This window comes from Variovorax sp. GW821-FHT06D12 (assembly GCF_059419205.1).
On record NZ_JBWKRI010000005.1, the window covers coordinates 308,825 to 332,892 of the forward strand.

Here is a 24,068-nt window from a genome sequence, read left to right on the forward strand (position 1 = left end):
CGCCGCCTGCCTCAGCGCGCCGCCACCAGCTGCCGCAGGTCGCCCAGGTAGGCCTGCAGCCGCCGCACCGCCTGCTCGCGCTGCGTGGCGCTGGTGGTGTTGTGCAGCGCCGCCAGGTTGCGGCAGCCTTCCTGCAGCAGCGCCTGCTGCTGCTCGCGCCAGGGGCCGGGCGGCGGATCGGCGATGCGCTGGATGTAGGCATGCAGCGCGGCGCGGGCCTCGGCCGGCGACGCGCGCGGGCCGCCGTTGCCGCCCTGGAAGCCGCGCAGCAGCACCAGCGCCTCCTGCTGGCGCTGGCGCCGCTCCTCGTACGCCAGCTTCGGGCTGAACACCGACTGCGCCACCTGCTGGCGCAGCAGCGCGCGCTGCTCGGTCGTCAGGCGGCCGTAGAAGTCTTCCTGGCGCTCGAGGAACTGGTCGTAGCGCTTGTCCTGCACCTGCGCGGGGCTGCGATCGAGCCAGTCCTTGCGGTACTCGGTGTTGTTCTTGGCGTACTTGCGTTCGAGCTGCTGCAGCTGCGCGTCGCTCAGGCTCAGCGCGAGTTCAGCGCTGGCGGCCTCGGCACGCTCGGTGACGGCGAGCAGGCGCTCGCGGACCCGGTCGGCCAGCTGGCAGGCCTGGACCGGCGTCACGTCGGCGCTCGCCAGGCCCTGGGCTTCCTGCAGCAGGCCGATGATGCGCGGCAGCTCGTTCTGGCGGTGCCAGGCCAGCAGTTGGGCGAGCTCGTCGCGCACCTTGGGGGTCTGGGCGCCATCGAAGTCGAAGTAGCCGTCGAGCCACCAGTAGCTCAGCTCGGGCAGGTTGTTGTAGGCGAGCTTGACCGCGCTGCAAGCCCCCAGGGCAGCGGCCAGCAGCAGCACACCGATAATTCGGGCCAGTCCAGCACAACGAATCCGGGAAGAAAAGCGCATGAATCAGACTCCGCAGCAGAGCAACCAGGGACCGGTCGACGTCGTCATCATGGCGGCCGGCAAGGGCACGCGCATGAAGAGCAAGCTGCCCAAAGTGTTGCATCGTTTGGCCGGCCGCGCCTTGCTGGCCCATGTGACCGACACCGCCGCGCGCATCGGCGCGCGCCATGTCGTGGTCGTGACGGGCCACGGCGCCGAGCAGGTCGAGACCGCGATCAAGGCCACGGCCGTGAACGCCGCCGCGCTCGGCTTCGCGCGCCAGGAGCCCCAATTGGGCACCGGCCACGCCGTGCAGCAGGCCACGCCGCTGCTGCCGGACGACGGCACCGTGGTGATCCTTTCGGGCGACGTGCCGCTCATCGCCGAGGACACGCTGCGCACCCTCATCGCCGCCAGCGGCGGCGAGCGGCTCGCGCTGCTGACCATCGAACTCGACGACCCCACGGGCTACGGCCGCATCATCCGCACCCGTGCCGGCGGCGAGGTGACGGCCATCGTCGAGCACAAGGACGCCACCGAGGCGCAGCGCGCCGTGCGCGAGATCAACAGCGGCGTGATGGCCGCGCCCGCACGGCTGCTCAAGGGCTGGCTCGCGCGGCTGGACAACAAGAACGCCCAGGGCGAGTACTACCTGACCGACATCGTGAAGTTCGCGGCCGACGACCGCGTGCCGGTGGTGGCGCATGTCACGACCGACGCGCTGCAGGTGGCCGGCATCAACAGCCCGGCCCAGCTCGCGGCGCTGGAGCGGGCCTGGCAGTTGCGCCAGGCCAACGCGCTGATGGAACAGGGCGTGCGCCTGGCCGACCCGGCGCGCTTCGACCTGCGCGGCACGCTGAGCTGCGGCGCCGACGTGGACATCGACGTCAACTGCGTGTTCGAAGGCACGGTGTCGCTGGGCGAAGGCGTGCGCATCGGCGCGAACTGCGTCATCGCCAACGTGCGCATCGAGGCCGGCGCGGTGATCCACCCCTTCACCCACATCGACGGCGAGAAGGCCGGCGTGACGGTGGGCGCGGGCGCGCTGGTCGGGCCGTTTGCGCGACTGCGGCCCGGTGCCCAGCTGGGCGCCGAGGTGCACATCGGCAACTTCGTCGAGGTCAAGAACTCCACGCTGGCGGCCGGCGCCAAGGCCAACCACCTGGCCTACCTGGGCGACGCCACGGTGGGCGAGCGCGTGAACTACGGCGCGGGCAGCATCACGGCCAACTACGACGGCGCCAACAAGCACCGCACCGTGATCGAGGCCGACGTGCACGTGGGCAGCAACTGCGTGCTCGTAGCGCCCGTGACCATCGGCGCGGGCGGCACCATCGGCGGCGGCTCGACGGTGAACAAGTCGACCGAGCCGGGCGCACTGACCGTGGCGCGGGGCAAGCAGGTCAGCTTCGCGAACTGGAAGCGGCCGCAGAAGTTGCCGAAGAACTGACGGCGGCTTCGGGCTCTGGTTCGGGGCAGGCGCCCTGCCCCGGACCTCACCAGCCCGTCAGCAGGCGCACGAAGCGCATCACCGGCCGCGCCGCCACCGGCGCCGCGGCCCGGGCCGCGCGCTGGGGCGCATGCACCCGCAGGTGCACCGCCGTCACCGCCGACACCTCGATCCACCCGCCCTGCGGCACGCAGTGCATGTCGCCCTCGCCGAGCAGCGTCTCGGTCATGAACACCGTCTCGCCCAGCCAGCCCGGCGGCGACACCACGCGGGCGCGGCCCTCGGCCAGCTGCAGCCAGGCGCCCGCGTCGACGGCGGTGCGCAGCGACTGGCCGGGTTCGAGGACGATGGAATCGGGGGCTTCGGACAGGGTGGTGATCATGGCGGACCTCGGGTGGATGTGGGCTTCATCGTAGGAATTCCGTCGCCCGAAAAACAGGCACACCCGGTGGCTATTGCGACCGGAACAGCCGGGCCGCCACGCCATCTGTTATGGTCTTTTTCCCAGTCAACTGCATCTGTTTTCGGATGCCCGATGCGGGGAACATCGACCCATGGACTCGCTACCGCTCTACCGCCAGCTCGCGGCGCACTACGTCGACGCGATCCACGCCGGTTCGCTCAAGGCCGGCGACAAGCTCCCCTCGCTGCGCAGCCTGATGCGGCTGCACGACATCAGCCTCTCGACCGCGCTGCAGGTGTGCCGCGCCATGGAAAGCGAAGGCTGGGTCGAGGCGCGCGACCGCTCGGGCTACTTCGTGCGCCGTCCGCAGCGCCTGGCCATCGCGGCCATGGAAGAGCCCGTGTCCGGCCTGCCGCCCGACCCGGCGCAGTTCGTCAACATGCGCACGCGCATGGCCAACTTCATGGCGCGCGGGCGCCTCAACGACGTGAAGCTCAACTTCGCGATCTCGCGCGCCGCCCCCGAGCTCTACCCGGCCGAGGCGCTGCGCAACGCCATGACGCGCGCGCTGCGCCAGCGCCCCGAGCTGCTGACCACGGCCTCTTCGCAAAAAGGCCATGAGCAGTTCCGCCAGGTGGTGGCCCAGCGCAACCTGCGCGTGGGCATGACGGTGGCGCCCGACGACGTGCTGGTCACCAACGGCTGCATCGAGGCGCTGAACCTCGCGCTGCGCGCCATCGCCAAGCCCGGCGACACCGTGGCCGTCGAATCGCCCACCTTCTACGGCCTGCTGCAGGTGCTCGAAAGCCTGGGCCTGCGCGGGCTGGAGATTCCCACCAGCCCGCAGACCGGCATCTCGCTGGAAGCGCTCGACCTGGCCATCCACACCTACGACGACATCAAGGCCGTGGTGGTGGTGCCGCACCTGCAGAACCCCATCGGCAGCGTGATGCCCGACGCCCACAAGCAGCGGCTGGTGCAGCTGTGCGAAAGCCACGGCATCGCGCTGGTCGAGGACGACACCTACAGCGACCTGGTGGAAACCGAGGTGCCGCCGCGCGCCATCAAGTCCTGGGACCGCACGGGCAACGTGGTGTATTGCGCCTCGCTGCACAAGGTGCTGGCGCCGGGCCTGCGGCTGGGCTGGATCACGGCCGGACGCTGGCATGCGCAGGTGGAGATGCTCAAGTACGCGCAGACGCGCAACAACGAGGCGCTGGCGCAGATCGCCGCGGGCGAGATCATTGCCAGCGGCGGCTACGACCGCCACCTGCGCCGGCTGCGCGAACGCCTGCACACGCAGCGCGACCAGACGGCCGACGCCATCGCCCGCTACTTCCCGGCCGGCACGCGGTTGAACCTGCCGCGCGGCGGCTTCCAGCTGTGGGTGGAGCTGCCCGAGCGGCTGTCGTCGGTGGCGGTGTTCGAGGCGGCCCTGCGCGAGCACATGCTGGTGGCGCCGGGCGCGCAGTTCTCGAACGCCTCGCGCTTCGACCACTACCTGCGCATCAACTGCGGCTGGCCCTTCAGCGAAGCGGTCGACGCGGGGCTGCGCCGGCTCGGGCGGATCGTCGAGGAAGGCTGCGCGGCGCAGAAGCACCCGCCGGCGACGGGGGTGCGATCGCCGCGCGCGGCGGCTCAGTCGAGCAGCGCCAGGGCCGCGTAGTCGCCCACCTTGTCGCCGAGCCCGGCGGGCACCAGCAACACGCCGCGCGTGAGCGGCGGCAGCTTGCCGTCGACCTGCGCCTGCAGCCGCGGCAGCACGAAATCGCGGTGGTGCCAGAACACGCTGCCGCCCAGGCTGATGCGCTGCAGGTCGAGCGTGATGACCAGGTTGTAGAGCATGCGGCCGATCACGCGGCACAGCGCGTCGGCCTTCTCGAGGGCCGCGGCGTCACCGGCCGCGGCGGCCGTGAACAGATCGGCCGCGGGCTGGCCGAAGCGGTGCGCGATCGAATTGCCGCCCGCCAGCGCTTCCACGTCGCCCAGGTTGCCGCAGCCGCACAGCGCGCCGCTGTCGTCGTCGACCACGAAGCTGTGGCCCGCATGGCCGGCGTTGCCGTTCTTGCCGCGCAGCGCCTTGCCGTCGACGCACAGGCCCACGCCCACGCCCGTGCTCCAGGTGGCGTAGGCGCAGTTGTCGAGCCCCTTCAGCGCGCCCCAGTGGCGCTCGGCCTCGAGCGCGGCCACGGCGTCGTTCTCGACGCGCACGCGGGCGAAGCGGCGCGCCAGCGGCGCCTCGACGATGGCCGTCATCCAGTTGTTGGGCAGCCCGCGCGAGGGGCCGGCGATGCCGCCGCAGATGTTGGGCGTGGCCAGCTCGACCATGCCGTCGTGCAGCTCGAAAGGCCCGGTCGACGACACGCCCACGCGGTCGATGCTCGCCGGGTCGATGCCCTGCTCGGCGCACACCTCGTCGATGAGCCGCAGGATCTGCACCGCCACGGCGTCGTTGCTGCCGGTCTTGGCGGTGGGCTCGCTGCGGCGGCCGATCAGCGGCGCGTCGCTCGAAGCGGAAAGGCTCACGGCGACCTTGGTGCCGCCGATGTCTACGCAGGCTCTCATTGCGGGGTTCTCTTCTTTCTCAGGCGTTTCTCAGAGCAGCCGCGCCACCAGCGCCGCGATCATGCTGAGCACCACCGTGCTCGCGATCGGCAGCTGCCAGTCGCGGCCGAAGGCGCGAAACTCGAAATCGCCGGGCAGCCGTCCGAAGCCGAAGCGGCGCAGCCAGGCGGTCAGGCCGCTCATGAGCACCAGCGCCAGGACGACGACGATCAGCCAGCGGAACATGCAGACAGTCTAGGCGGCCAGTACGGCCAGGGCTTGTCGGTGAAGTTCGGGTGTGGCGGCCGCGATCACGCGCTGGTCGGCGTTCAGCCCCAGCGGCCGGCCCTCCCAGTCGGTGACGACGCCGCCCGCGGCCTCGATCAGACCCGCCGGGCCCAGGAAGTCGTAGGGCTGCAGCCCCGTCTCGACCACGAGGTCGATGGTGCCGCCCGCGAGTTGCGCGTAGCCGTAGCAGTCGCCGCCGAAGCGGCGCATCGCGCACTGGCGGCTCAGGCGGTCGAAGGCGCTCCAGTCGGCCGGCGAGAAGATGTCGGGCGAGGTGGTGACGATGCGGGCCTTGGCGATCTCGGTGCAGCCGCTCACGCGCACGGGCTGGCCGTCGCGCGTGGCGCCCTTGCCGGCCTCACCGATCCAGCGCTCTTTCAGCACCGGCATGTCGACCATGCCGAACACCACGCGCCCGCCCTGCAGCACGCCGATGAGCGTGCCCCACAGCGGCGAGCCGGTGATGAAGCTGCGCGTGCCGTCGATCGGGTCGAGCACCCAGATGCGGTCGGCATCGAGGCGCTCGGGGCCGTGCTCCTCGCCGAAGATGCCGTCGGTGGGCACGCGTGCGCCGAGGATCTCGCGCATCGCCGTCTCGGCGGCGCGGTCGGCCAGCGTGACCGGGCTTTCGTCGGCCTTGGTGATGATGTCCAGTGGCGTGCGGAAGTAGCGCATCGACTGGGCGGCGGCCGCATCGGCCAGCGCACCGGCGATCGCGGAAAGGTCGGGGGCGGAAGAGCTCATGGGAAGGAGAACGCGTGCCAAAAGCTGCGATTAGACCCGAGCCCACGGCCCTTGCGCCATCGCCGGGGCATTCGTGCGCCCGGCCCCTTCACCTGCGGGCTAGCGCTGCTGGCCCCAGCGCCGCACCGTGAGCCGCTCCAGCGTGCGAAAGCCCAGGCTTTCCACCAGCAGGCCGATCAGCACCACCAGCGCGAGGCCGGCGAACACGCGGTCGGTGTACAGCTCGTTGCGGTTCTGGAAGATGTACCAGCCCAGCCCGCCCTTGCCCGACGAGGCGCCGAACACCAGCTCGGCCGCGATCAGCGTGCGCCAGGCAAAGGCCCAGCCGATCTTCAGTCCCGACAGGATCGACGGCAGCGCGGCCGGCACCAGGATCTGCAGCACGTAGCGCAGCCCCTTCAGCCCGTAGTTGCGCCCCGCCATGCGCAGCGTCTCGGGCACGCCCTGGAAGCCCGCGTACGTGTTGAGCGCCAGCGGCCATAGCACCGAATGGATCAGCACGAACACCAGGCTGCCGCGGCCCAGCCCGAACCACAGCAGCGCCAGCGGCAGCAGCGCGATCGCGGGCAGCGGGTTGAACATCGAGGTCAGCGTGTCCAGCAGGTCGCGCCCGATGCGCGTGGACACGGCCAGCGTCGTGAGCCCGAAGGCCAGCAGCACGCCCGCGAGGTAGCCCTGCAGCAGCACGGCCAGCGAGATGCGCACCTTCTCGACCAGCTCGCCGCTGGCCAGCCCCTCGGCCAGCGCGCGGGCGGTGGCGGTGAAGGTGGGCAGCAGCAGGTCGTTGTCCTGCCAGCGCGCCGCCAGCTCCCACAGCACGGCGATGACGGCAAGGATCAGGCCCTTGCGCAGCCAGGTGTGCGAGGCCAGGCGCGTGGTCAGCGGCAGCGCGCGTTCGACCGGCAGCTCGGTGAAGGGCTCGAGTGTGCGTTCGTATTCGGGACGGATGGGTGGCGTCAGGGTGCTCATGGGGTGCCCTGTTCTTCCTCGAACAGCATGTCGTGGATGCGCCGCGCGGTCGCCTGGAAGTCGGCGCCGCCCAGGCTGTCCAGCGAGTAACCGTGGCTGTTGAGTTCGGCGCGCATGCGCCCCGGATGCGGCGACAGCAGCGCCACGCGGTTGCCGACCACCAGCGCTTCCTCGATCGAATGCGTGACGAACAGCAGCGTGAAGCGCACCTCGTCCCACAGCTCGAGCAGCTCCTGCTGCATGCGGCGGCGCGTGAGCGCGTCGAGCGCGGCGAAGGGCTCGTCCATCAGCAGCACGCGCGGCTGCATCGCCAGCGCACGCGCAATCGCCACGCGCTGCTTCATGCCGCCCGAGAGCTGGTGCGGGTGCACGTCGGCGAATTTCGAGAGGCCCACCTTGTCCAGGTAATGCAGCGCGCGCTCGGCCGCCTCCTTGCGCCCCAACGTGCGCGATGCGAGCAGCGGGAACATCACGTTCTGCTTCACCGTCTTCCACGGCGGCAGCTGGTCGAACTCCTGGAACACGACGATGCGATCGGGCCCCGGCTGCGTCACGCGCCGGCCGTCGAGCCGGATCTCGCCCTCGACCGGCGGGATGAACCCGGCCACCGCCTTGAGCAGCGTCGACTTGCCGCAGCCCGAGGGCCCGAGCAGCACGAAGCGGTCGGCGGCATGCACGTCGAAGCTCACGCGGTGCGTGGCGCGCACCACGCGTTCGGGCGTGCGGTACTCGAGGCTGACGCCCTCGACCTGCAGCAGCGCCTCGTGCACGTACAGCGGTGCCGCGTCGCCCGTGGCCACCACGCCGCGCCGCCGGGCCGGCCGCTGCGGTGCCACGCTGCCGCCGAGGAAGGCCGCGGCGGGCGGCCCCGCCAGGCGCTCGAGCCGGGACAGCATCGCGTCAGTTCCCCGAAGCCGTGTGCGCGTCGTCGAAGAAATAGTCCTTCACCGACGCCGGCTTGTTCTTGATCGCGCCCACGCGGTGCATGAACTCCGCGAACACGTAAGTGTTCTGCGGCGCGGTCTTGAACTGCACCTCGGGGTTCTTGATGATCTTGAGCAGCAGCTCGCGGTCGAGCTTGGCGTTGCTCACCTTCAGGTAGATGTCGGCCGCCTTCTCGGGGTTGGCCGTGACGAACTTCGCCGCCTCGTCGAGCGCATCGACGAAGGCCTTGTAGGTCTTGGGGTTCTCGTTGCGGAATTTCTCCGTCGCGTACAGCACCGTGGCCGACGACGGCCCGCCCAGCACCTGGTACGAGTTCAGCACGATGCGCGCGTTCGGATTGCCCGCGAGCTCCTGCTCCTGGAACGGCGGATTGCCGAAGTGCCCCGTGATCTCCGTGCCGCCCTTGATGATCGCCGCCGCCGCATCGGGGTGCGGCAGCGCCACGCTGATCTTGTCGAGCCGATTGAACTCCTTGTCGCCCCACAGCTTGGCCGACGCGATCTGCAGCACCCGCGACTGCACCGACACGCCCACGGCGGGCAGCGCGATGCGGTCCTTGTCCGTGAAGTCGGCGATCGACTTCACGTTCGGGTTGTTGCTCACCAGGTAGTACGGGAAGTTGCCCAGCGAGGCCACGCCCTTCACGTTCTGCTTGCCCTTGGTGCGGTCCCACAGCGTGAGCAGCGGCCCCACGCCCGCACCCGCGATCTCGATGTTGCCCGACAGCAGCGCGTCGTTCACCGCCGAGCCGCCCGAGAGCTTGACCCATTCCACCTTCGCATCCACCCCCGCGGCCTTCGCGTGCTTCTCGATCAGCTTCTGCTCCTGCGCCACGTTGAGCAGCAGGTAGACGATGCCGAACTGCTCGGCGATGCGAATCTGCCCTTCGGCGTGCGCGGCCAGGCTGCCGGCGAGAAGGCCGAGGCCGGTGACGAGCGCGGCGGCGCGGCGGGTGAAGCGGTTCATTGGAAAGTCCGGAAAAGGGAAAGAAAAGAAATCAGAACGGCGTGTCGCCCACGATGGTGGTGCGGTTGAGCCGGCGGCGCAGGTGGTCGGGCGTGCCTGCCGCGAGGTGCATCAGCGAGCGGTTGTCCCAGAACACCAGGTCGTGCGGCGCCCACGCGTGGCGGTACACGAACTCGGGCTTCACGCTGTGCGCGAACAGCTTGGCCAGCAGCGCATCGCTCTCATCCTGCGGCAGGCCGACGATGCGCGTCGTGAAGTGCTCGCTGACGAACAGCGCCTTGCGCCCCGTCTCCGGGTGCGTGCGCACCACGGGTTGCACGGCGGGAGCGACCTGATCGATCTGCGCTTGTGAAAGCTTCGGCCGCCACGGGTTCTTCGCACGCAGTTCCTCGTACTTCGCGAGGTAGCTGTGCTCCGCCTTCAGCGGCAGGATGCGTTGCTGCAGCTCGGTAGGCAGCGCCTCCCATGCCAGGTGCTGGTCGGCGAACAGCGTGTCGCCGCCCTCGCTCGGCAGCTCCTGCGCGTGCAGCAGCGAGCCCAGACTGGGGTTGGGCTTGTACGAAATGTCGGAGTGCCAGTACACGCCCGCGTCGCCGAGACCGATCGGCTCGCCGTTCTCCTTGATGTTCGAGACGATCAGGATCTCGGGGTGGTTCTTCAGCTGGAACTGGTGCAGCACGTGGATCTCGAGCGGCCCGAAGCGGCGGCTGAAGTCGATGTGCTGCGCGGGCGTGATGCGCTGGTCGCGAAAGACCAGCACGTGGTGGTCCAGGTGCGCGCGGTGGATGCGTTGGAAATCGGCGGCGTTGATCGGCTCAGCGATGTCGAGCCCGACGATCTCCGCGCCGACCGGCGCATCGAAAGGCCGCACCTCGAAGTGCTGCGCGGGCGCCTCTGCGGCGGGGGTAGCGCGGGAAAGAACGGCAGTCATGCCGCGAATGTAGAAGCGCGCCCTCCATTCCCCAACGAAGTCTTTGTTGCTTGCTTATGACCAACTCTTTCCGTTGAAAGCACAAGCCCCGGGCCGAGCGCAGCGATGGCCCGCCCGGCATCCAAGCCCCTCTGGCTGCGCCGAGGAGCGCAGCGTTTCGCGGATCAGGGCTCGCAGCTGTTTGAGCGAAGCGAGTTCTGCGAGACCCCGCGAAACGCGAGCACCGCAGGTTGCCCGCAGCGAAGCGAAGGGTCGCAGACAGTGGGGTCGCCTTTTCTTTGCTTACTTTCTTTTGGCGAAGCAAAAGAAAGTAAGTCGCCCGCCGGGGCGAGTCCCGGCCTCAGGAAGCAAACACCCAGCCAAAACCCAAACAGTCAGAGCGTATGACTCCGATCCCCTTCAGAGAACCCGACGGCGTCCCAAGGTTCGCCCACAGCAAACCCCACCACCTTGAACAACTCCCCCATCTCATGCTCATGAATCAACCGAGCCGCCATCCCCCGCTGCGCCACGGTCCCTTGCTCCATCAACCCCAACATCCCGCAGTTCAAAAGAAACCGCGCCTGGCTCGTGTAGCCAAGAACAGCAAGCCCCGCCTCCTGCCCCGCCACAGCAATCCCCGTGAAGTCCACATGCGCCGTGATGTCCTTGTACCCCACCTCCGACAGAGGATCGCCATCCGCCTGATGCCCCCGATGGCACATCACTGTCCCCATGTGCCGTTGCGGGTGGTAGTACTCGCCCTCGGGAAACCCGTAATCGATGAGAAAAGCCGCCCCCTTCCCGAGCCGATCCGCCAGCGTCGCAATGAACGCCTGCGCCTGCGGATGCACCTCCGTGAGGTAGTCGTGCACCCCAGGCACCTCGACCGGCGGCCGCAGATCCGTCGGCCGGTCCGCCCACGTCCACCCATCCCCCGCCGGATTCCTCACCACCCCCCGCTCGAACCAAGCCCCCTTCACCCGCGCCAGCAACTGCACCGGCATCGCATCGAGCACTTCATTGCCGACCACCACGCCCTGCATGGACTCAGGCAGCTCCCCGAGCCATTCGACCCGCCCCGCATACCCCGCCAGCGCCTGCTGCTGCCGCTCACGCAAGGTGCCCGACAGGTCGACGATGCGATAGCGCACATCGCCGCGCCCCATCTCGCCCAGCGCATGCAGCAGCTGCACCGCCAGCGCCCCCGAGCCCGCGCCGAACTCCCACACCGTGTCGGTGCCGGTCTTCTCCAGCGCCTCGAGCACCTGCACCGCGAGCGTGTGGCCGAACATCGGCGTCAGCTCGGGCGCGGTCACGAAGTCGCTGCCGGATGAGGGCATGTGGCCGAACTTGGCCGAGGTGTTGGCGTAGTAGCCCAGCCCCGGCGCATACAGGGCCAGGGCCATGAAGCGGTCGAAGCCGATCCATCCGCCGGCGCGCTCGACGGAGCGGGCAATCAGATGGTCGAGGGCGATGGGTAAACTGTTTGTCGTTGGCGTCGTCACGGCGCCATTGTCCTCTTCCTGTCTTCTGTTTTCTTCCTCCGAATGAGCGCCATCCCACCCTCCTCCCCCGATCGCCGCCGCACCGTCCTCGTCACGGGCGCGGGCCGCCGGCTGGGTCGCGAGATCGCGCTGGCGCTCGCCGCGGGCGGCTGGCAGGTGGCCGTGCACTACCGCAGCTCGCGTGCCGAGGCCGAGCAGACCGTGGCCGACTGCGCCGCGCGCTCGGGCGACTCGGCGCTGTTCGAGGCCGACCTGGCCGACGAACAGGCCACGCGCGCCCTGCTGCCGCGCGTGGCGGCGCGCTTTCGCGCTGTCGATGCCGTGGTGCACAGCGCCGCCCTCTTCGAACACGACGACGCCGCCAGCTTCAGCTACGCGCTCATGGAGCGCCACGCGCGCAGCAACACCGGCGCGGCCATCCTGCTGGCGCAGGCGCTGCACGACCACCTGGCCCGGCGCGACGCGCAGGGCGGCGCCGTGGTGCACCTGCTCGACCAGAAGCTGTGGAACCCGAACCCCGACTTCCTGAGCTACACGCTCTCCAAGGCCGCACTCGAAGCCGCCACCCCCATGCTCGCGCTGGCGCTGGCGCCGCGCGTGCGCGTGGTGGGCGTGGCACCCGGCCTCACGCTGGCGAGCCACATGCTCGACGACGACAAGTTCGCGCAGCTGCACAAGCTGTCGCCGCTGGGCCGCTCGTCCACATCGGAAGACGTGGCCGCCACCGTGAAGTTCGCGCTGGAAAACAGCTCGATCACCGGCACCACGCTGCTCGTCGACGGCGGCCAGCACCTCATGAAATTCGAGCGCGACTTCTCGCTCATGTGACGAGCACCACCACCATGTCCACGAACACACCGCACGGCCACCAGACACTCACCCTCCAGGGCCTGCGCTTCGACGCCAACCTGGGCATCCTGGAGCAGGAAAAGACCGCGCCGCAGCCGATCCTGGTGGACGCCGAGCTCAACCTCGGCCCGCAGCCGCTGCTGCCGCAGGACGACGACATCTTCCACGTGCTGGACTACCGCAAGGTGCGCCGCATCATCATCGACGAGTGCACTGCCGAGCACGTCAACCTGCTCGAAAGCCTGATCGGCAAGCTCGCGCAGCGCCTGCTGCAACTGCCCGGCGTGCGGGGCGTGCGCGTGAAGATCGCCAAGCTCGAAATCTTCGACGACTGCGAAGTTGCCATCCGCATCGAAGCCGGGGAATGGTGATCCAAGGCAAAATCGGGGGTCTTTCCCCTGATTTGCCCGAAGTAGCCCCCCAATGAACGCCGTCTGGATCGACGATACGCCCGAAGCCGGTGCGCCCTCCAACTCGCTGAAGATCGAACGCGAGACGCACAAGCTCGAGAAGCGCCTGTGCCGCCAGGTCGGCCAGGCCATCGTCGACTACAACATGATCGAAGAGGGCGACAAGGTCATGGTGTGCGTCTCGGGCGGCAAGGACAGCTACGCGCTGCTCGACATCCTGCTCAAGATGAAGGCGCGCGCGCCCATCCACTTCGACATCGTCGCGGTCAACCTCGACCAGAAGCAGCCCGGCTTTCCCGAAGAGGTGCTGCCCAAGTACCTGAGCGAGCTCGGCGTGGCCTTCCACATCGAGAACCAGGACACCTACAGCATCGTCAAGCGCGTGATCCCCGAGGGCAAGACCACCTGCGGCCTGTGCAGCAGGCTGCGCCGCGGCATCCTGTACCGCGTGGCCGACGAGCTGGGCGCCACCAAGGTCGCGCTGGGCCACCACCGCGACGACATGCTGCAGACCTTCTTCCTCAACATGTTCTTCGGCGGCAAGTTGAAGAGCATGCCGCCCAAGCTGGTGAGCGACGACGGCAAGCACATCGTGATCCGTCCGCTGGCCTACGTGGCCGAAAAGGACACCGTGCGCTGGGCCCAACACCGCGAGTTCCCGATCATTCCCTGCACGCTGTGCGGCAGCCAGGAGAACCTGCAGCGCAAGCAGGTCGGCGAGATGCTGCGCGAGTGGGACAAGAAGTACCCCGGCCGCGTGGAGAACATGTTCACCGCGCTGCAGAACGTCGTGCCTTCGCACCTGCTGGACGGAACGCTGCACGACTTCCAGGGTCTGAAGGCGACGGGCGTGGCCGACGAGAACGGCGACAAGGCCTTCGACACGCCCGCTTTCGACCTGCTCTCCCAGGCACCCTCCGCCCTGCGCATCGTCCAGGGCTGACTCGGGCAACCCAGGGGAATTTAGGGCACTTGGCCCGGAGACCCTTATGTATCGTGCATTTTCAGCTCTATTTTTGGTAGCAACCCTGAGCGGCTGCGCCACCTCCTGGGTGGTCGACAGCAACGTCAAGAGCTTTGCCACGCCGGGCACGACCGTGCCGCCCGGCGCCACCTACCGCTTCGAGCGCCTGCCTTCGCAGCAGGCCGACACGGCGCGCCAGGAAGGCCTGGAGGCCATGGCCGCGGCCGCGCTCGACAAGGTCGGCCTGCGCCGCGACGACACAAGGCCGCAGTACACGGCGCAGATCGGCGCGCGCGTCACGGCGGCGCTGTCGCCCTGGGCCGATCCGTGGCTGTACGGGCCCGGCCCCTGGGGCTACGGCTACGGCGGCTACTACGGCCACCGCTGGTATGGCAGCGGCTGGTACGGCGGCCCGATGTTCACGCCGCCGGCCAACCCCTGGTACCAGCGCGAGGTGAGCCTCGTGCTGCGCGAGGCGGGCGGCAGCCACCGCGTGGTGTACGAGACCCGCGCGCGCAACGACGGCCCCTACAGTTCGAGCGCGGCGATCCTGCCGGTGATGTTCGAGGCCGCGCTGCAAGGCTTTCCGAACCCGCCGCCGGGCGAGCGCCGCGTGAACATCGAGCTCACACCGGCCGCCAGGAAATGACGCACTTCTAGAATTCGGACGGATGGAAGCCAATCTCACCCGCCTGATCGCCGTGCGCCACGGCGAGACCGCCTGGAACGTCGACACCCGCATCCAGGGCCACCTCGACATCGGCCTCAATGCCACCGGGCTCTGGCAGGCGCAGCGCGCCGGGCAGGCGCTGGCCGACGAGCCGATCGCGGCGGTCTATGCCAGCGACCTCTCGCGCGCCTGGCAGACCGCCCAGGCCATCGCCGAGCCCCACGGCCTCGAGGTGCAGCCCGACCTGGGCCTGCGCGAGCGCGCCTTCGGCCGCTTCGAGGGCATGAGCTTCGCCGAGATCGAGGCCACGCTGCCCGAGGACGCGCGCCGCTGGCGCGAGCGCGACCCCGAGTTCGAGCCCGAAGGCGGCGGCGAAAGCCTGCTGACCTTTCGCGACCGCGTGACAGGCACCGCCTCGGCCATCGCCGCGCGCCACCCGGGCCAGCTGGTGGTGCTGGTGGCCCACGGCGGCGTGATGGACGTGCTCTACCGCGCCGCCACGCGCCAGGAGCTGCAGGCGCCGCGCACCTGGCAGCTCGGCAACGCGGCCATCAACCGCATGCTGTGGACGCCCGAGGGCTTCAGCCTCGTCGGCTGGAGCGACATCGCCCACCTGGCGACGGACGCGCCGCTGGACGAGACCACGACCTAGTGGGGTGAGCCGCTTGCCTTTCTTCGCCCCGGGCAAGACGCTCCCATGAAAAGAACGAACCCCACGCCCTCGGCCTACGCCAGCTGGGACGCCTCCCAGTCGCTGTCCGCGCCGTGGATCGACGCCACGCACCTGGGAAGCTTCGTCACCCTGGAGGCCGGCGACACCATTGCGCGCGAAGGCGAACGGCACGACTACTTCTATCTCTTGCGATCGGGCTTCGTGCATTCCACGATCCACCGAAGCAACGGCGCGGAGTTCCTGCTCGAGATCTTCGGGCCGGGCGCGATCTTCGGCGAAGGCCCGGCGTTTGCCGACAGCCCCCGGCCGACGACGACCCGGGCGGTTGCGCCGGCCGTTCTCAGCCGCTATCGACCGGCAGATGTTGCGCAGCAGTTTTCGGCGCTGCCCGAGCTCGCGACCTCGTTGATCCAGCTGCTCGGCTTCAAGAACCACATGATCGTCGCCAAGCTCGCCGGGGTGGCCTCGGCGGCGCCCAAGGAGCGGGTCATCGACTTGCTGCTGCGGGTGGCACGCCCGCCATCGGCGCAGGCACCGAAACAACTCACCGTGGATCTGACGCACGAGCAGATCGGCGCCATGACGGCCCTGAGCCGCGTCACGGTCACGCGCACGTTGAATGCGCTGGCGAGAGAAGGGCTCATTGAAACGCGGGCCCGGCAGGTCAGCATCCCGAATGCGCCAGCCCTGCATCGTTTCCGCGACGCGACACCGTAAGGAAAAAGCCCGCTTCCTGTATCGCTGGATACCGTCGACACCCTCACCCCCTCGCGATCATTCATCCCGTCACACACATGGGAAGAGCAGCGGCGGAGGGAATGGAGAGAGCCGTTGAGGAGAGAGGCCGGAGCGCCTTCAATGGGCGATGGTCCGGGTGTGGCGCAACGCGGGACTGCACAAGTCCTTCCTGGCCGGGTGGCTCACGCTCATGGCCATCCGGCATCTTTTGAATCGCCGTCAGGCGCGTGATTTGAATCGCCCTCAGGCGTGCGAGGCCGCGTGCCCCGCCGCAGCCTCGGCCTTCGCCTCGCCCGGCAGCTCCACCATCGGCCCGCTGCCGCTGTAGCGGTCGAGCGCCAGGTAGATCGCGGGCGTGATGTACAGCGTGATCACCTGCGAGAAGATCAGCCCGCCCACCACCGCCACGCCCAGCGGCTGGCGCAGCTCGGCGCCGGCACCCAGGCCCAGCGCGAGCGGCAGCGCGCCCATCAGCGCGGCCAGCGTGGTCATCAGGATCGGACGGAAGCGCAGCCGGCAGGCCTCGCGGATCGCATCGACCGGCTTCATGCCCTCGGTGCGCTGCGCGTCCAGGGCGAAGTCGATCATCATGATCGCGTTCTTCTTCACGATGCCGATCAGCAGCAGGATGCCGATGGTCGCGATCAGCGTGAGGTCGAAGCCGAAGAGCTTCAGCGAAATGAGCGCCCCCACCGCCGCCGAGGGCAGGCCCGCCAGAATCGTCAGCGGGTGGATGTAGCTCTCGTACAGCACGCCCAGCAGCACGTAGATGACCAGCACCGCGAGCACCAGCAGCACGGCCTGGCTGCCCTGCGAGCTCTGGAACACCGCCGCGTCGCCGCCGTAGGTCGTGATGATCGACTGCGGCATCTTCAGCTCTTCCTTGAAGCGGTCGATCTTCGCGGTCGCGTTGCCCAGCGGCACGTCGGGGCCGAGGTTGAACGACACCGTCACCGCCTGCAGCTGGCCCTGGTGGTTGACCGAGGTCGGCCCCACGGTGCGCTTGACGGTCGAGAAGGCCGACAGCGGCACCAGCTTGCCGGTGGTGCTGCGCACCGACAGGCGTGCCACGTCTTCCTCGAACTGGCGGTCGCTGTCGGCCGCCGACAGGATGACCTGGTAGGTGTTGCTGGCGCCGTAGATGCTGCCGATCTGGCGGTCGCCGTACGCGTTGTACAGCGCGGTGCGCAGGTCGCCCACGGCCACGCCGAGCACGCCGGCCTTGTCGCGGTCGATCTCCAGCGTGGCCTGCAGGCCGCGGTTCTGCGAGTCGCTGGTCACGTCGCGGAAGTCGGGGTCGGCGCGCATGCGCTCCATGAGCCGGGTCGACCACGGCACCATCTCGCCGGCATTGACGCTCTGCAGCGTGTACTGGAAGCGCGCCTTGCTCTGGCGCCCGCCCAGGCGCAGGTTCTGCACTGGCTGCATGTACACGGCAATGCCCGGGATCTCGCGGAAGCGCTGGCGCAGCGACTCGAGCACCTTGGCCATCTTGGGGCGCTCGCTGCGCGGCTTGAGCACCGCGAACAGCCGGCCCGAGTTCTGCGTGGCGGTCGGGCCGCCCACGCCGACGAAGGAGCTCACGTAGTCCACGCTCGGATCGGCCTTGAGCGCGGCAGCCACGCGGTCCTGCAGCGCCTTCATGGCGGTGAACGAAATGTCTTCGGCCGCCTCGGTGGTGATCTGGATCTGGCCGATGTCTTCCTCGGGGAAGAAGCCCTTGGGAATGCTGATGAAGAGCCAGGCCGTGACGACGAAGGTCAGCCCCGCCATGACCAGCATCAGCGCGCGGTGCCCCAGCGTCCAGTCGAGCGTGCGCATGTAGCCGCCATGCACCGCGCGGTAGCCGCGCTCGAAGGCGCGGCCGATCGCCGTGCCGGGCTCGGGGTGTTCTTCCTCGTGGTCGAGCGCGCCGGCCTTGCGCGGCACGTGCCTGAGCAGCCGGCTCGCGAGCATCGGCACGAGCGTGAGCGACACCACGGCCGACACCAGCACCGCCAGCGCCACCACCACGGCGAACTCGTGGAACAAGAGGCCGATCACGCCCGGCATGAAGAAGATCGGGATGAACACGGCCACCAGCGAGATGGAAATCGACACGATGGTGAAGCCCACCTCGCGCGCGCCGCGCAGCGCGGCGGCCATCGGCTCCATGCCCTTCTCGACGTAGCGCATGATGTTCTCGAGCACCACGATGGCGTCGTCCACCACCAGGCCCACGGCCAACGTGATGCCCAGCAGCGAGACGTTGTCCAGGCTGTAGCCGAAGGCATACAGCAGCGCCACGGCGCCGATCAGCGAGATCGGAATGGTGGCTGCCGGAATCAGCGTGGCCACCAGCCGGTGCAGGAACAGGAAGATCACCAGCACCACCAGCGCGATGGTGCCCAGCAGCGTGAGCTGCACGTCGTGCACCGCCTCGCGGATCGAGATCGAGCGGTCGTTGACCATCTGGATCTCGACCGACTGCGGCAGCTCGGCTTTGAAGCGCGGGATGAGCGCACGCACCGCGTCCACCACCTGCACGGTGTTGGCATTGGGCTGGCGCTGCACGGCCAGCGAAATCGAGTCTTGCCCGTTGAAGCTGCTGGCGGTCTTGACCGACTCGAAGCTGTCTTCGAGCGTGGCCACTTCGTCCAGCCGCACCGGCGCGCCGTTGCGCTGCGCGATGATCAGCTTGGCGAAGTCGGCCGCCTTCATGAGCTGGCGGTTGGCCTGGATGGTGAGCGTCTGGCGCGGGCCGTCGAGCGTGCCGACCGGCGTGTTGGCGTTGGCCGAGTTCACCGCCTTGGCCAGCTCGTCGAGCGTGATGTTGCGCGCGTTGAGCAGGTCGGCGTTGGCCTTGATGCGCACCGCGAAGGCCTTGCGCCCGTACACGCCCACCTGCGCCACGCCGTCGATGGTCGAGAGCGTGGGCGAAATGAGGTTCTCGGCGTAGTCGTTGAGCTCCGACGGGTTCATCGACGGCGAGATCAGCGCGATGAACAGCACCGGCGCGTCGGCCGGGTTCACCTTGCGGTACGAAGGCAGCTGCGTCAATTCTTGCGGCAGCTGGCGCTGGGCGCGCAGCAGCGCGGCCTGCACGTCGACCGCGGCGGCGTCGATGTCGCGGCTGCTGACGAATTCGAGCGTGAGCGAGGTCACGCCCTGGGTGTTCACCGAGCTGATGGTCTGCAGGCCGGGGATGGTCGAGAACTGCTTTTCGAGCGGCAGCGCGACCGAACTCGCCATGGTGTCGGGGCTGGCGCCCGGCAGCTGCGCGTTGACGTTGATGACCGGCGTGTTGTAGCTCGGCAGCGCCGCGACCGGGATGCTGAAGTACGCAAAGATGCCGATGACCACGACGGCCGCCGACAGCAGCACCGTCATCGCCGGACGGCGGATGCAGAGCTCTGAAATGTTCATGCGCGTTCTCGTGCCGGCTGAACATCCGACGAAGCGGCGCTGCCGGGCGTGACGCCCGTGGTGCCGTTGGCGGGGGCACCACCCGGCCCGGCCGGCGCCTTCACGTCGATGCGCACCTTGCCACCCGGGCGCACGTTCTGGCTGCCTTCGATCACGACCTGCTCGCCGGGCGTCACGCCGCTCACGGCCACCTTGGTGCCGAAGGTGTGGAGCACCTTGACCTGGCGACGTGCCGCGTTGCGCTCGGCATCGACCACGTACAGCGTGGCGCCGTCGGACAGCATCATGAGCGCCGCGGCCGGCACCACCGTGACGCCGTTGAGCATGCGGACCGTGATGCGCGTGTTGACGAACTGGCCGGGCCACAGGCTCTGGTCGGCGTTGGCGAACACGGCCTTGGCGCGCACGGTGCCGATCTGCGGGTCGACCGTGTTGTCGACGAAGTCGAGCGTGCCGAACAGCGGCTCGCGCCGGCCCGTGACCAGCGCCTCGACCTTGGCGCGCGTGCGCGCCGCGGCCAGCAGGTCCTGCAGGTTGCCTTCGGGCACGGGGAAGCTCACGGCGATGGGGTCGAGCTGGGTGATGGTGACCAGCGACAGCGTGGGCTGCACCAGCGTGCCCGGGTAGATGTTGACGGCGCCGATGCGCCCCGCGATGGGCGCGCGCAGCGTGGCATAGCCCAGCGCCACCTGCGCCGACTGCACGGCCGCGCGATCGGCCGCGACGGCGGCGCGCTGCGCCTGGAGCTGCGACAGCGTGGCGTCGGCCGCGCTCTTGGCAATGAAGTTCTGTGCCACCAGGTCCTGGCTGCGCTTGTACTGGCGCTCCAGGTCGGCCATGGTGGCCTCGTCCTTCTGCTGCTGGGCCCGGGCGCGGGCCAGGTTGGCCTGGTCGTTGCGGTCGTCCAGCGTGAAGAGCAGCTGCCCTGCTTTCACGAACTGGCCTTCCTTGACGTGCACCGCGCTCACGGTGTTGGTGACCTGCGGACGCAGGTCGACGCTGTTGAGCGAAACCACGCTGCCGTTGACCTGCACCGTCACCGGAACGTCCTGCTTCTCGGCCGTGGCCAGCGTGACCAGCGCGGCGGGAGGCCCGGCGTTCGCGGGCTTGGCATCCTTCGTGTCCTTCGTGACGGGCCGATCGCCCGACATGCGCCACCAGCCGCCCGCGACGGCTACGATCAACACGCCCGCGAGGGCGAAGGCGGCAGATTTCTTCATGGGTTCTTGTGCACTTTGGGCTGACAGCAGCTATTGGAGCAGTGGCCGACGCGCAGTGTTCATGGGCGCCGTAAAGAAATGTAAAGCAGGCCGACGCAAAGCCCCCGCACCACCCGCTGCACCCGGTATGAGGGAAAACACCCCCTCGCTAAAATCGCCGGTCCACAGCCTCTGGATATACCCCATGAACCGCTGCAAGACACCCACGAAAACACTCACCTCCCTCGCCCTTTGCGCAGCCCTTGCCGGCGCCGCAGGTCTTTTCTCCCTCCACGCCAGCGCCCAGGACGAGGTGCCCCGTCCGCAGACCCAGAACGAGTCGCTCAATGGCGGGCGCAACTTCCCCATCGGCACGCTGCGCGGCAAGTTCATGGTGACCAGCGCCCCCGACGTCGAGCTCGACGGCCGGGCCGACCGCCTGGGCGCCGGCGCGCGCATCCGCAGCCCGCAGAACATGCTGGTCATGCCCGGCGCCATCGTCGGCCAGAAGTACCTCGTGAACTACACGCGCGACGCCGCCGGGCTGCTGCGCGAAGTCTGGATCCTGACGCCCGACGAGGCCATGGCCAGCCGCGAATCGCTGAACAAGCCGTTCCTGAACATCTGGCCGTTCGTCTCGAACGACACGCTGAACACGCAGTAACGCGGCCGGGCCGCAAGCAAGCAAAAATCCGCGGGCGCCACGCGCGCCTCGCAGCCCTTCCTCTTTGCGAAGGGCACAGAGAGCTCCCCATGAAAAAAGTATTCATCAAGACCTTCGGCTGCCAGATGAACGAGTACGACTCGGACAAGATGGCCGACGTGCTCCACGCCGCCCAGGGCTACGAGCCCACGCAGAACGTGGACGAGGCCGACCTCATCCTGTTCAACACCTGCTCGGTGCGCGAGAAGGCGCAGGAGAAGGTGTTCTCCGACCTCGGCCGCGTGAAGCACCTGAAGGCCAAGGGCGTGAAGATCGGCGTGGGCGGCTGCGTGGCGAGCCAGGAAGGCCAGGCCATCATCGCGCGCGCGCCGTACGTCGACATCGTGTTCGGCCCGCAGACGCTGCACCGCCTGCCCGAGATGCTGAACGACCGCGAGCGCCTGGACCGCCCGCAGGTGGACATCAGCTTCCCCGAGATCGAGAAGTTCGACCACCTGCCGCCCGCGCGCGTGGAAGGCGCGACCGCCTTCGTGTCGATCATGGAAGGCTGCTCCAAGTACTGCAGCTACTGCGTGGTGCCCTACACCCGCGGCGAGGAAGTGAACCGCCCGCTCGACGACGTGCTGGTGGAAATCGCCGGCCTGGCCGACCAGGGCGTGCGCGAGATCACGCTGCTGGGCCAGAACGTGAACGCCTACCGCGGCAAGATGGGCGACACCGCCGAAATCGCCGACTTCGCGCTGCTCATCGAGTATGTGGCCGAGATCCCCGGCATCGAGCGCATCCGCTACACCACGAGCCACCCGAACGAATTCACGCCGCGGCTCATCGAGGCCTACGCCAAGGTGCCACAACTCGTCTCGCACCTGCACCTGCCGGTGCAGCACGGCAGCGACCGCATCCTCATGGCCATGAAGCGCGGCTACACGGCCATGGAATACAAGAGCACGGTGCGCAAGCTGCGCGCCATCCGCCCCGACCTGGCCCTTTCCAGCGACTTCATCGTCGGCTTCCCCGGCGAGACCGACGCCGACTTCGACAAGATGATGAAGCTCATCGACGACTGCCAGTTCGACAACAGCTTCAGCTTCATCTTCAGCCCGCGCCCCGGCACGCCCGCCGCCGCGCTGCAGGACGACACGCCGCACGAGGTGAAGCTGGCGCGACTGCAGACGCTGCAGCGCGTGATCGACGGCAACGTGCGCCGCTTCGGCGATGCGCTGGTGGGCAGCACGCAGCGCGTGCTGGTCGAGGGCGCCTCGCGCAAGGACGCGAACGAACTCATGGGCCGCACCGCCTGCAACCGCGTCGTCAACTTCGAAGGCGACGCCCGCCTCGTGGGCCAGATGGCCGACCTGCGCATCACCCGCTCGCTGGCCTACACGCTGCGCGGCGAAGTGGTCACGCGCGAATCGGCCCTGGCTGCCGCCACGGCGCTCGCCCACTGATGGCGAAACGTCCATCCGTCCGGGGCTCGTTCCAGCAGCTCCTGCTGTTCGCCTTCCTGCTGATCACCGCGCTGCTGGTCGGCGTGGCGCTGCGCTCGGTGCTGCAGTACGACGCGCTCGTCACGCAAAGCCGCGACGCCGCCGCGCGCGCGCTGCGCCTGTCGGGCGCCTCGCAGTCGCTGGCCGAGCGCAGCGCGGCCATGGAACGCGCGGGACGCCAGTCGCTGGTGCTCAACGACGCCGTGCTGCGCCGCCGCTTCGACGAGGCGGCGCGCGAAGCCCACCAGGTGCTGGAGCGCCTGGAACGCAACGGCCTGCCGGCCGCCGGCATCGACATGTGGCGCAGCCAGCTCGGCGTGATCGAAGGGCTGCTCGGCGGCAGCCCCGACAGCGCCCTGGCGCGCGAGAGCACGATGGCGATGCAGTTCCGCGAACTCGACGCGCTCAACACCAACATCGCCCAGCAGGCGCAGTTCCTGATCGAAACGCAGAACGACGCGCTGGCCAAGCGCATCGAGAACGCACGCCGCCGGCTGATGCGCGAGGTGGTCGCCGCCAGCGTGCTGGCCGTGTCGCTGGCGCTGGCCTTCGGCATCTGGCTGGCGCGCCCCTTCAAGCGGCTCGAGAACGCCATCGTCGGCCTGGGCCAGAACCGCCTCGACGAGCCGATCGACATCCGCGGCCCGGCCGACGTGCGGCGCGTGTCGCAGCAGCTCGAATGGCTGCGCCTGCGCCTGACCGAACTCGACGCCGACAAGGCGCGCTTCCTGCGCCACGTGTCGCACGAACTGAAGACGCCGCTGGCGGCGCTGCGCGAAGGCGTGTCGCTGCTCGAGGACGGCGTGACCGGCCCGCTGAACCCGGCGCAGCTCGAGGTCGCGCAGATCCTGCAGCAGAACACCGTGTCGCTGCAGAACCAGATCGAGGCGCTGCTGCGCTTCAACGCCGCCGCCTTCGAGGCGCGCGAACTGCGCCGCGAGCGCACCGAGCTGCTGCCGCTGATCGAGGAGCAGATCGAGGCCCAGCGCCTGCAGTGGCAGGCGCACGGCCTGCGCGTGCGCGCCGAGGGCGAGCCGATCGCCCTCACGGTCGACCGCACCAAGCTCGGCACCGCCATCGCCAACCTGCTGTCGAACGCGATCCGGTTCTCGGCCGCCGGCGGCGTAATCACGCTGGCCGTGTCGGGCACGCCCGAGGCGGTGCACATCGACGTGTGCGACGCCGGCCCCGGCATTGCCGTGAACGACCGCGACCGCATCTTCGAACCCTTCTTCCGCGGCGAGCGCCAGCCAGAGCACACGGTGAAAGGCACCGGCATCGGACTTTCCATCGTGCAGGAGTACATTGCAGCCCATGGGGGCCGCATCGCCCTGCTGCCGGACGGCCCCGGTGCACGCTTTCGCATCGAACTGCCGCGCACGACCTGACCCC

23 protein-coding genes are annotated in these 24,068 nt (G+C 69.0%); 11 read left to right on the forward strand and 12 right to left on the reverse strand.

The features are described 5' to 3' along the window. Nucleotides 1-11: 11 nt before the first annotated feature. A complete protein-coding gene (locus AC07SQ_RS17710; RefSeq protein WP_495272349.1) occupies nt 12-860 on the reverse strand; it encodes a DUF6279 family lipoprotein in 849 nt (282 codons plus the stop codon). 49 nt (nt 861-909) lie between these two features. Between AC07SQ_RS17710 and glmU the strand changes: the two genes are divergently transcribed. Further along, nucleotides 910-2,340: a bifunctional UDP-N-acetylglucosamine diphosphorylase/glucosamine-1-phosphate N-acetyltransferase GlmU gene (gene glmU / locus AC07SQ_RS17715; protein WP_495272348.1), complete on the forward strand. Its 1,431-nt coding sequence runs from the start codon at nt 910-912 to the stop codon at nt 2,338-2,340. Nucleotides 2,341-2,386: 46 nt separating this feature from the next. Here the strand turns inward: glmU and AC07SQ_RS17720 are convergent, their stop codons facing one another. Continuing rightward, nucleotides 2,387-2,722: a hypothetical protein gene (locus tag AC07SQ_RS17720; protein WP_495272347.1), complete on the reverse strand. Its 336-nt coding sequence runs from the start codon at nt 2,720-2,722 to the stop codon at nt 2,387-2,389. A 172-nt stretch (nt 2,723-2,894) separates the two neighbouring features. On the opposite strand from AC07SQ_RS17720, the gene AC07SQ_RS17725 reads away from it, so the two are divergent. After that, nucleotides 2,895-4,409: an aminotransferase-like domain-containing protein gene (locus tag AC07SQ_RS17725; RefSeq protein WP_354345646.1), complete on the forward strand. Its 1,515-nt coding sequence runs from the start codon at nt 2,895-2,897 to the stop codon at nt 4,407-4,409. On the opposite strand, the gene AC07SQ_RS17730 is transcribed toward AC07SQ_RS17725, so the two are convergent. The 8 genes from AC07SQ_RS17730 to AC07SQ_RS17765 form a co-directional block, all read right to left on the reverse strand. Further along, entirely contained in the window at nt 4,382-5,308 is a 927-nt protein-coding gene (locus AC07SQ_RS17730) for an ROK family protein (protein WP_062477915.1), read from the reverse strand. The genes AC07SQ_RS17725 and AC07SQ_RS17730 overlap by 28 nt on opposite strands. Before the next feature lie 30 nt (nt 5,309-5,338). Beyond that, nucleotides 5,339-5,533, reverse strand: a complete 195-nt coding sequence (locus AC07SQ_RS17735) for a DUF2905 domain-containing protein (protein ID WP_056575522.1) — start codon at nt 5,531-5,533, stop codon at nt 5,339-5,341. 9 nt (nt 5,534-5,542) lie between these two features. Then, on the reverse strand, nt 5,543-6,319 hold the full coding sequence (gene hisN / locus AC07SQ_RS17740; protein WP_495272346.1) for a histidinol-phosphatase: 777 nt from the start codon (nt 6,317-6,319) through the stop codon (nt 5,543-5,545). A gap of 99 nt (nt 6,320-6,418) precedes the next feature. Continuing rightward, complete coding sequence (locus tag AC07SQ_RS17745) at nt 6,419-7,288, reverse strand: ABC transporter permease (protein WP_495272345.1); 870 nt, start codon at nt 7,286-7,288, stop codon at nt 6,419-6,421. Next, entirely contained in the window at nt 7,285-8,088 is an 804-nt protein-coding gene (locus AC07SQ_RS17750) for an ABC transporter ATP-binding protein (protein ID WP_495272496.1), read from the reverse strand. The genes AC07SQ_RS17745 and AC07SQ_RS17750 overlap by 4 nt, the downstream gene beginning before the upstream one ends. 100 nt (nt 8,089-8,188) lie before the next feature. After that, the gene (locus tag AC07SQ_RS17755; RefSeq protein WP_139705290.1) at nt 8,189-9,199 is read right to left on the reverse strand and encodes an ABC transporter substrate-binding protein; all 1,011 of its coding nucleotides are present in this window, start codon (nt 9,197-9,199) and stop codon (nt 8,189-8,191) included. A 31-nt stretch (nt 9,200-9,230) separates the two neighbouring features. Further along, a complete protein-coding gene (locus tag AC07SQ_RS17760; RefSeq protein WP_495272344.1) occupies nt 9,231-10,130 on the reverse strand; it encodes a TauD/TfdA dioxygenase family protein in 900 nt (299 codons plus the stop codon). A 374-nt stretch (nt 10,131-10,504) separates the two neighbouring features. Next, complete coding sequence (locus tag AC07SQ_RS17765; protein WP_495272343.1) at nt 10,505-11,617, reverse strand: class I SAM-dependent methyltransferase; 1,113 nt, start codon at nt 11,615-11,617, stop codon at nt 10,505-10,507. Nucleotides 11,618-11,659: 42 nt separating this feature from the next. On the opposite strand from AC07SQ_RS17765, the gene AC07SQ_RS17770 reads away from it, so the two are divergent. From AC07SQ_RS17770 to AC07SQ_RS17795, 6 genes are read left to right on the forward strand one after another with little or no spacing between them, the layout of a single operon-like run. Further along, nucleotides 11,660-12,445: an SDR family oxidoreductase gene (locus tag AC07SQ_RS17770; protein ID WP_139703037.1), complete on the forward strand. Its 786-nt coding sequence runs from the start codon at nt 11,660-11,662 to the stop codon at nt 12,443-12,445. A gap of 14 nt (nt 12,446-12,459) precedes the next feature. After that, a complete protein-coding gene (locus tag AC07SQ_RS17775; RefSeq protein WP_056576172.1) occupies nt 12,460-12,837 on the forward strand; it encodes a dihydroneopterin aldolase in 378 nt (125 codons plus the stop codon). A 52-nt stretch (nt 12,838-12,889) separates the two neighbouring features. Next, nucleotides 12,890-13,819, forward strand: coding sequence for a tRNA 2-thiocytidine(32) synthetase TtcA (gene ttcA, locus AC07SQ_RS17780; RefSeq protein ID WP_062477895.1), 930 nt, complete (start codon nt 12,890-12,892; stop codon nt 13,817-13,819). 46 nt (nt 13,820-13,865) lie between these two features. Then, on the forward strand, nt 13,866-14,489 hold the full coding sequence (locus AC07SQ_RS17785; protein WP_159273899.1) for a DUF4136 domain-containing protein: 624 nt from the start codon (nt 13,866-13,868) through the stop codon (nt 14,487-14,489). Nucleotides 14,490-14,511: 22 nt separating this feature from the next. Beyond that, on the forward strand, nt 14,512-15,162 hold the full coding sequence (locus AC07SQ_RS17790; RefSeq protein ID WP_070060094.1) for a histidine phosphatase family protein: 651 nt from the start codon (nt 14,512-14,514) through the stop codon (nt 15,160-15,162). A gap of 45 nt (nt 15,163-15,207) precedes the next feature. Further along, entirely contained in the window at nt 15,208-15,900 is a 693-nt protein-coding gene (locus AC07SQ_RS17795) for a Crp/Fnr family transcriptional regulator (RefSeq protein WP_495272342.1), read from the forward strand. Nucleotides 15,901-16,164: 264 nt separating this feature from the next. Here AC07SQ_RS17795 and AC07SQ_RS17800 read toward each other — a convergent pair whose 3' ends face one another. Together AC07SQ_RS17800 and AC07SQ_RS17805 are read right to left on the reverse strand one after the other, a co-directional pair. Further along, entirely contained in the window at nt 16,165-19,326 is a 3,162-nt protein-coding gene (locus AC07SQ_RS17800; RefSeq protein ID WP_495272341.1) for an efflux RND transporter permease subunit, read from the reverse strand. Then, nucleotides 19,323-20,546 (reverse strand): efflux RND transporter periplasmic adaptor subunit, encoded by a 1,224-nt coding sequence (locus AC07SQ_RS17805; protein ID WP_495272340.1) that lies wholly within the window; start codon nt 20,544-20,546, stop codon nt 19,323-19,325. Before AC07SQ_RS17805 ends, AC07SQ_RS17800 begins: the two co-directional genes overlap by 4 nt. A gap of 184 nt (nt 20,547-20,730) precedes the next feature. Between AC07SQ_RS17805 and AC07SQ_RS17810 the strand changes: the two genes are divergently transcribed. From AC07SQ_RS17810 to AC07SQ_RS17820, 3 genes are all read left to right on the forward strand, one after another. Next, nucleotides 20,731-21,189, forward strand: a complete 459-nt coding sequence (locus AC07SQ_RS17810) for a hypothetical protein (protein WP_487848065.1) — start codon at nt 20,731-20,733, stop codon at nt 21,187-21,189. Nucleotides 21,190-21,278: 89 nt separating this feature from the next. Continuing rightward, nucleotides 21,279-22,637, forward strand: a complete 1,359-nt coding sequence (gene miaB, locus AC07SQ_RS17815; RefSeq protein ID WP_369631269.1) for a tRNA (N6-isopentenyl adenosine(37)-C2)-methylthiotransferase MiaB — start codon at nt 21,279-21,281, stop codon at nt 22,635-22,637. Continuing rightward, the gene (locus AC07SQ_RS17820) at nt 22,637-24,064 is read left to right on the forward strand and encodes a sensor histidine kinase (protein ID WP_095743632.1); all 1,428 of its coding nucleotides are present in this window, start codon (nt 22,637-22,639) and stop codon (nt 24,062-24,064) included. Before miaB ends, AC07SQ_RS17820 begins: the two co-directional genes overlap by 1 nt. The last annotated feature ends 4 nt before the right edge of the window (nt 24,065-24,068 follow it).

Excerpts from the sequence above, each read along its gene's own strand:
- glmU (WP_495272348.1), top strand. The coding sequence starts at position 910 with ATGAATCAGACTCCGCAGCAGAGCAACCAGGGACCGGTCGACGTCGTC.
- AC07SQ_RS17720 (WP_495272347.1), bottom strand. The coding sequence starts at position 2,722 with ATGATCACCACCCTGTCCGAAGCCCCCGATTCCATCGTCCTCGAACCC.
- AC07SQ_RS17725 (WP_354345646.1), top strand. The coding sequence starts at position 2,895 with ATGGACTCGCTACCGCTCTACCGCCAGCTCGCGGCGCACTACGTCGAC.
- AC07SQ_RS17730 (WP_062477915.1), bottom strand. The coding sequence starts at position 5,308 with ATGAGAGCCTGCGTAGACATCGGCGGCACCAAGGTCGCCGTGAGCCTT.
- AC07SQ_RS17735 (WP_056575522.1), bottom strand. The coding sequence starts at position 5,533 with ATGTTCCGCTGGCTGATCGTCGTCGTCCTGGCGCTGGTGCTCATGAGC.
- hisN (WP_495272346.1), bottom strand. The coding sequence starts at position 6,319 with ATGAGCTCTTCCGCCCCCGACCTTTCCGCGATCGCCGGTGCGCTGGCC.
- AC07SQ_RS17745 (WP_495272345.1), bottom strand. The coding sequence starts at position 7,288 with ATGAGCACCCTGACGCCACCCATCCGTCCCGAATACGAACGCACACTC.
- AC07SQ_RS17755 (WP_139705290.1), bottom strand. The coding sequence starts at position 9,199 with ATGAACCGCTTCACCCGCCGCGCCGCCGCGCTCGTCACCGGCCTCGGC.
- AC07SQ_RS17760 (WP_495272344.1), bottom strand. The coding sequence starts at position 10,130 with ATGACTGCCGTTCTTTCCCGCGCTACCCCCGCCGCAGAGGCGCCCGCG.
- AC07SQ_RS17770 (WP_139703037.1), top strand. The coding sequence starts at position 11,660 with ATGAGCGCCATCCCACCCTCCTCCCCCGATCGCCGCCGCACCGTCCTC.
- AC07SQ_RS17775 (WP_056576172.1), top strand. The coding sequence starts at position 12,460 with ATGTCCACGAACACACCGCACGGCCACCAGACACTCACCCTCCAGGGC.
- ttcA (WP_062477895.1), top strand. The coding sequence starts at position 12,890 with ATGAACGCCGTCTGGATCGACGATACGCCCGAAGCCGGTGCGCCCTCC.
- AC07SQ_RS17785 (WP_159273899.1), top strand. The coding sequence starts at position 13,866 with ATGTATCGTGCATTTTCAGCTCTATTTTTGGTAGCAACCCTGAGCGGC.
- AC07SQ_RS17790 (WP_070060094.1), top strand. The coding sequence starts at position 14,512 with ATGGAAGCCAATCTCACCCGCCTGATCGCCGTGCGCCACGGCGAGACC.
- AC07SQ_RS17795 (WP_495272342.1), top strand. The coding sequence starts at position 15,208 with ATGAAAAGAACGAACCCCACGCCCTCGGCCTACGCCAGCTGGGACGCC.
- AC07SQ_RS17800 (WP_495272341.1), bottom strand. The coding sequence starts at position 19,326 with ATGAACATTTCAGAGCTCTGCATCCGCCGTCCGGCGATGACGGTGCTG.
- AC07SQ_RS17805 (WP_495272340.1), bottom strand. The coding sequence starts at position 20,546 with ATGAAGAAATCTGCCGCCTTCGCCCTCGCGGGCGTGTTGATCGTAGCC.
- AC07SQ_RS17810 (WP_487848065.1), top strand. The coding sequence starts at position 20,731 with ATGAACCGCTGCAAGACACCCACGAAAACACTCACCTCCCTCGCCCTT.
- miaB (WP_369631269.1), top strand. The coding sequence starts at position 21,279 with ATGAAAAAAGTATTCATCAAGACCTTCGGCTGCCAGATGAACGAGTAC.
- AC07SQ_RS17820 (WP_095743632.1), top strand. The coding sequence starts at position 22,637 with ATGGCGAAACGTCCATCCGTCCGGGGCTCGTTCCAGCAGCTCCTGCTG.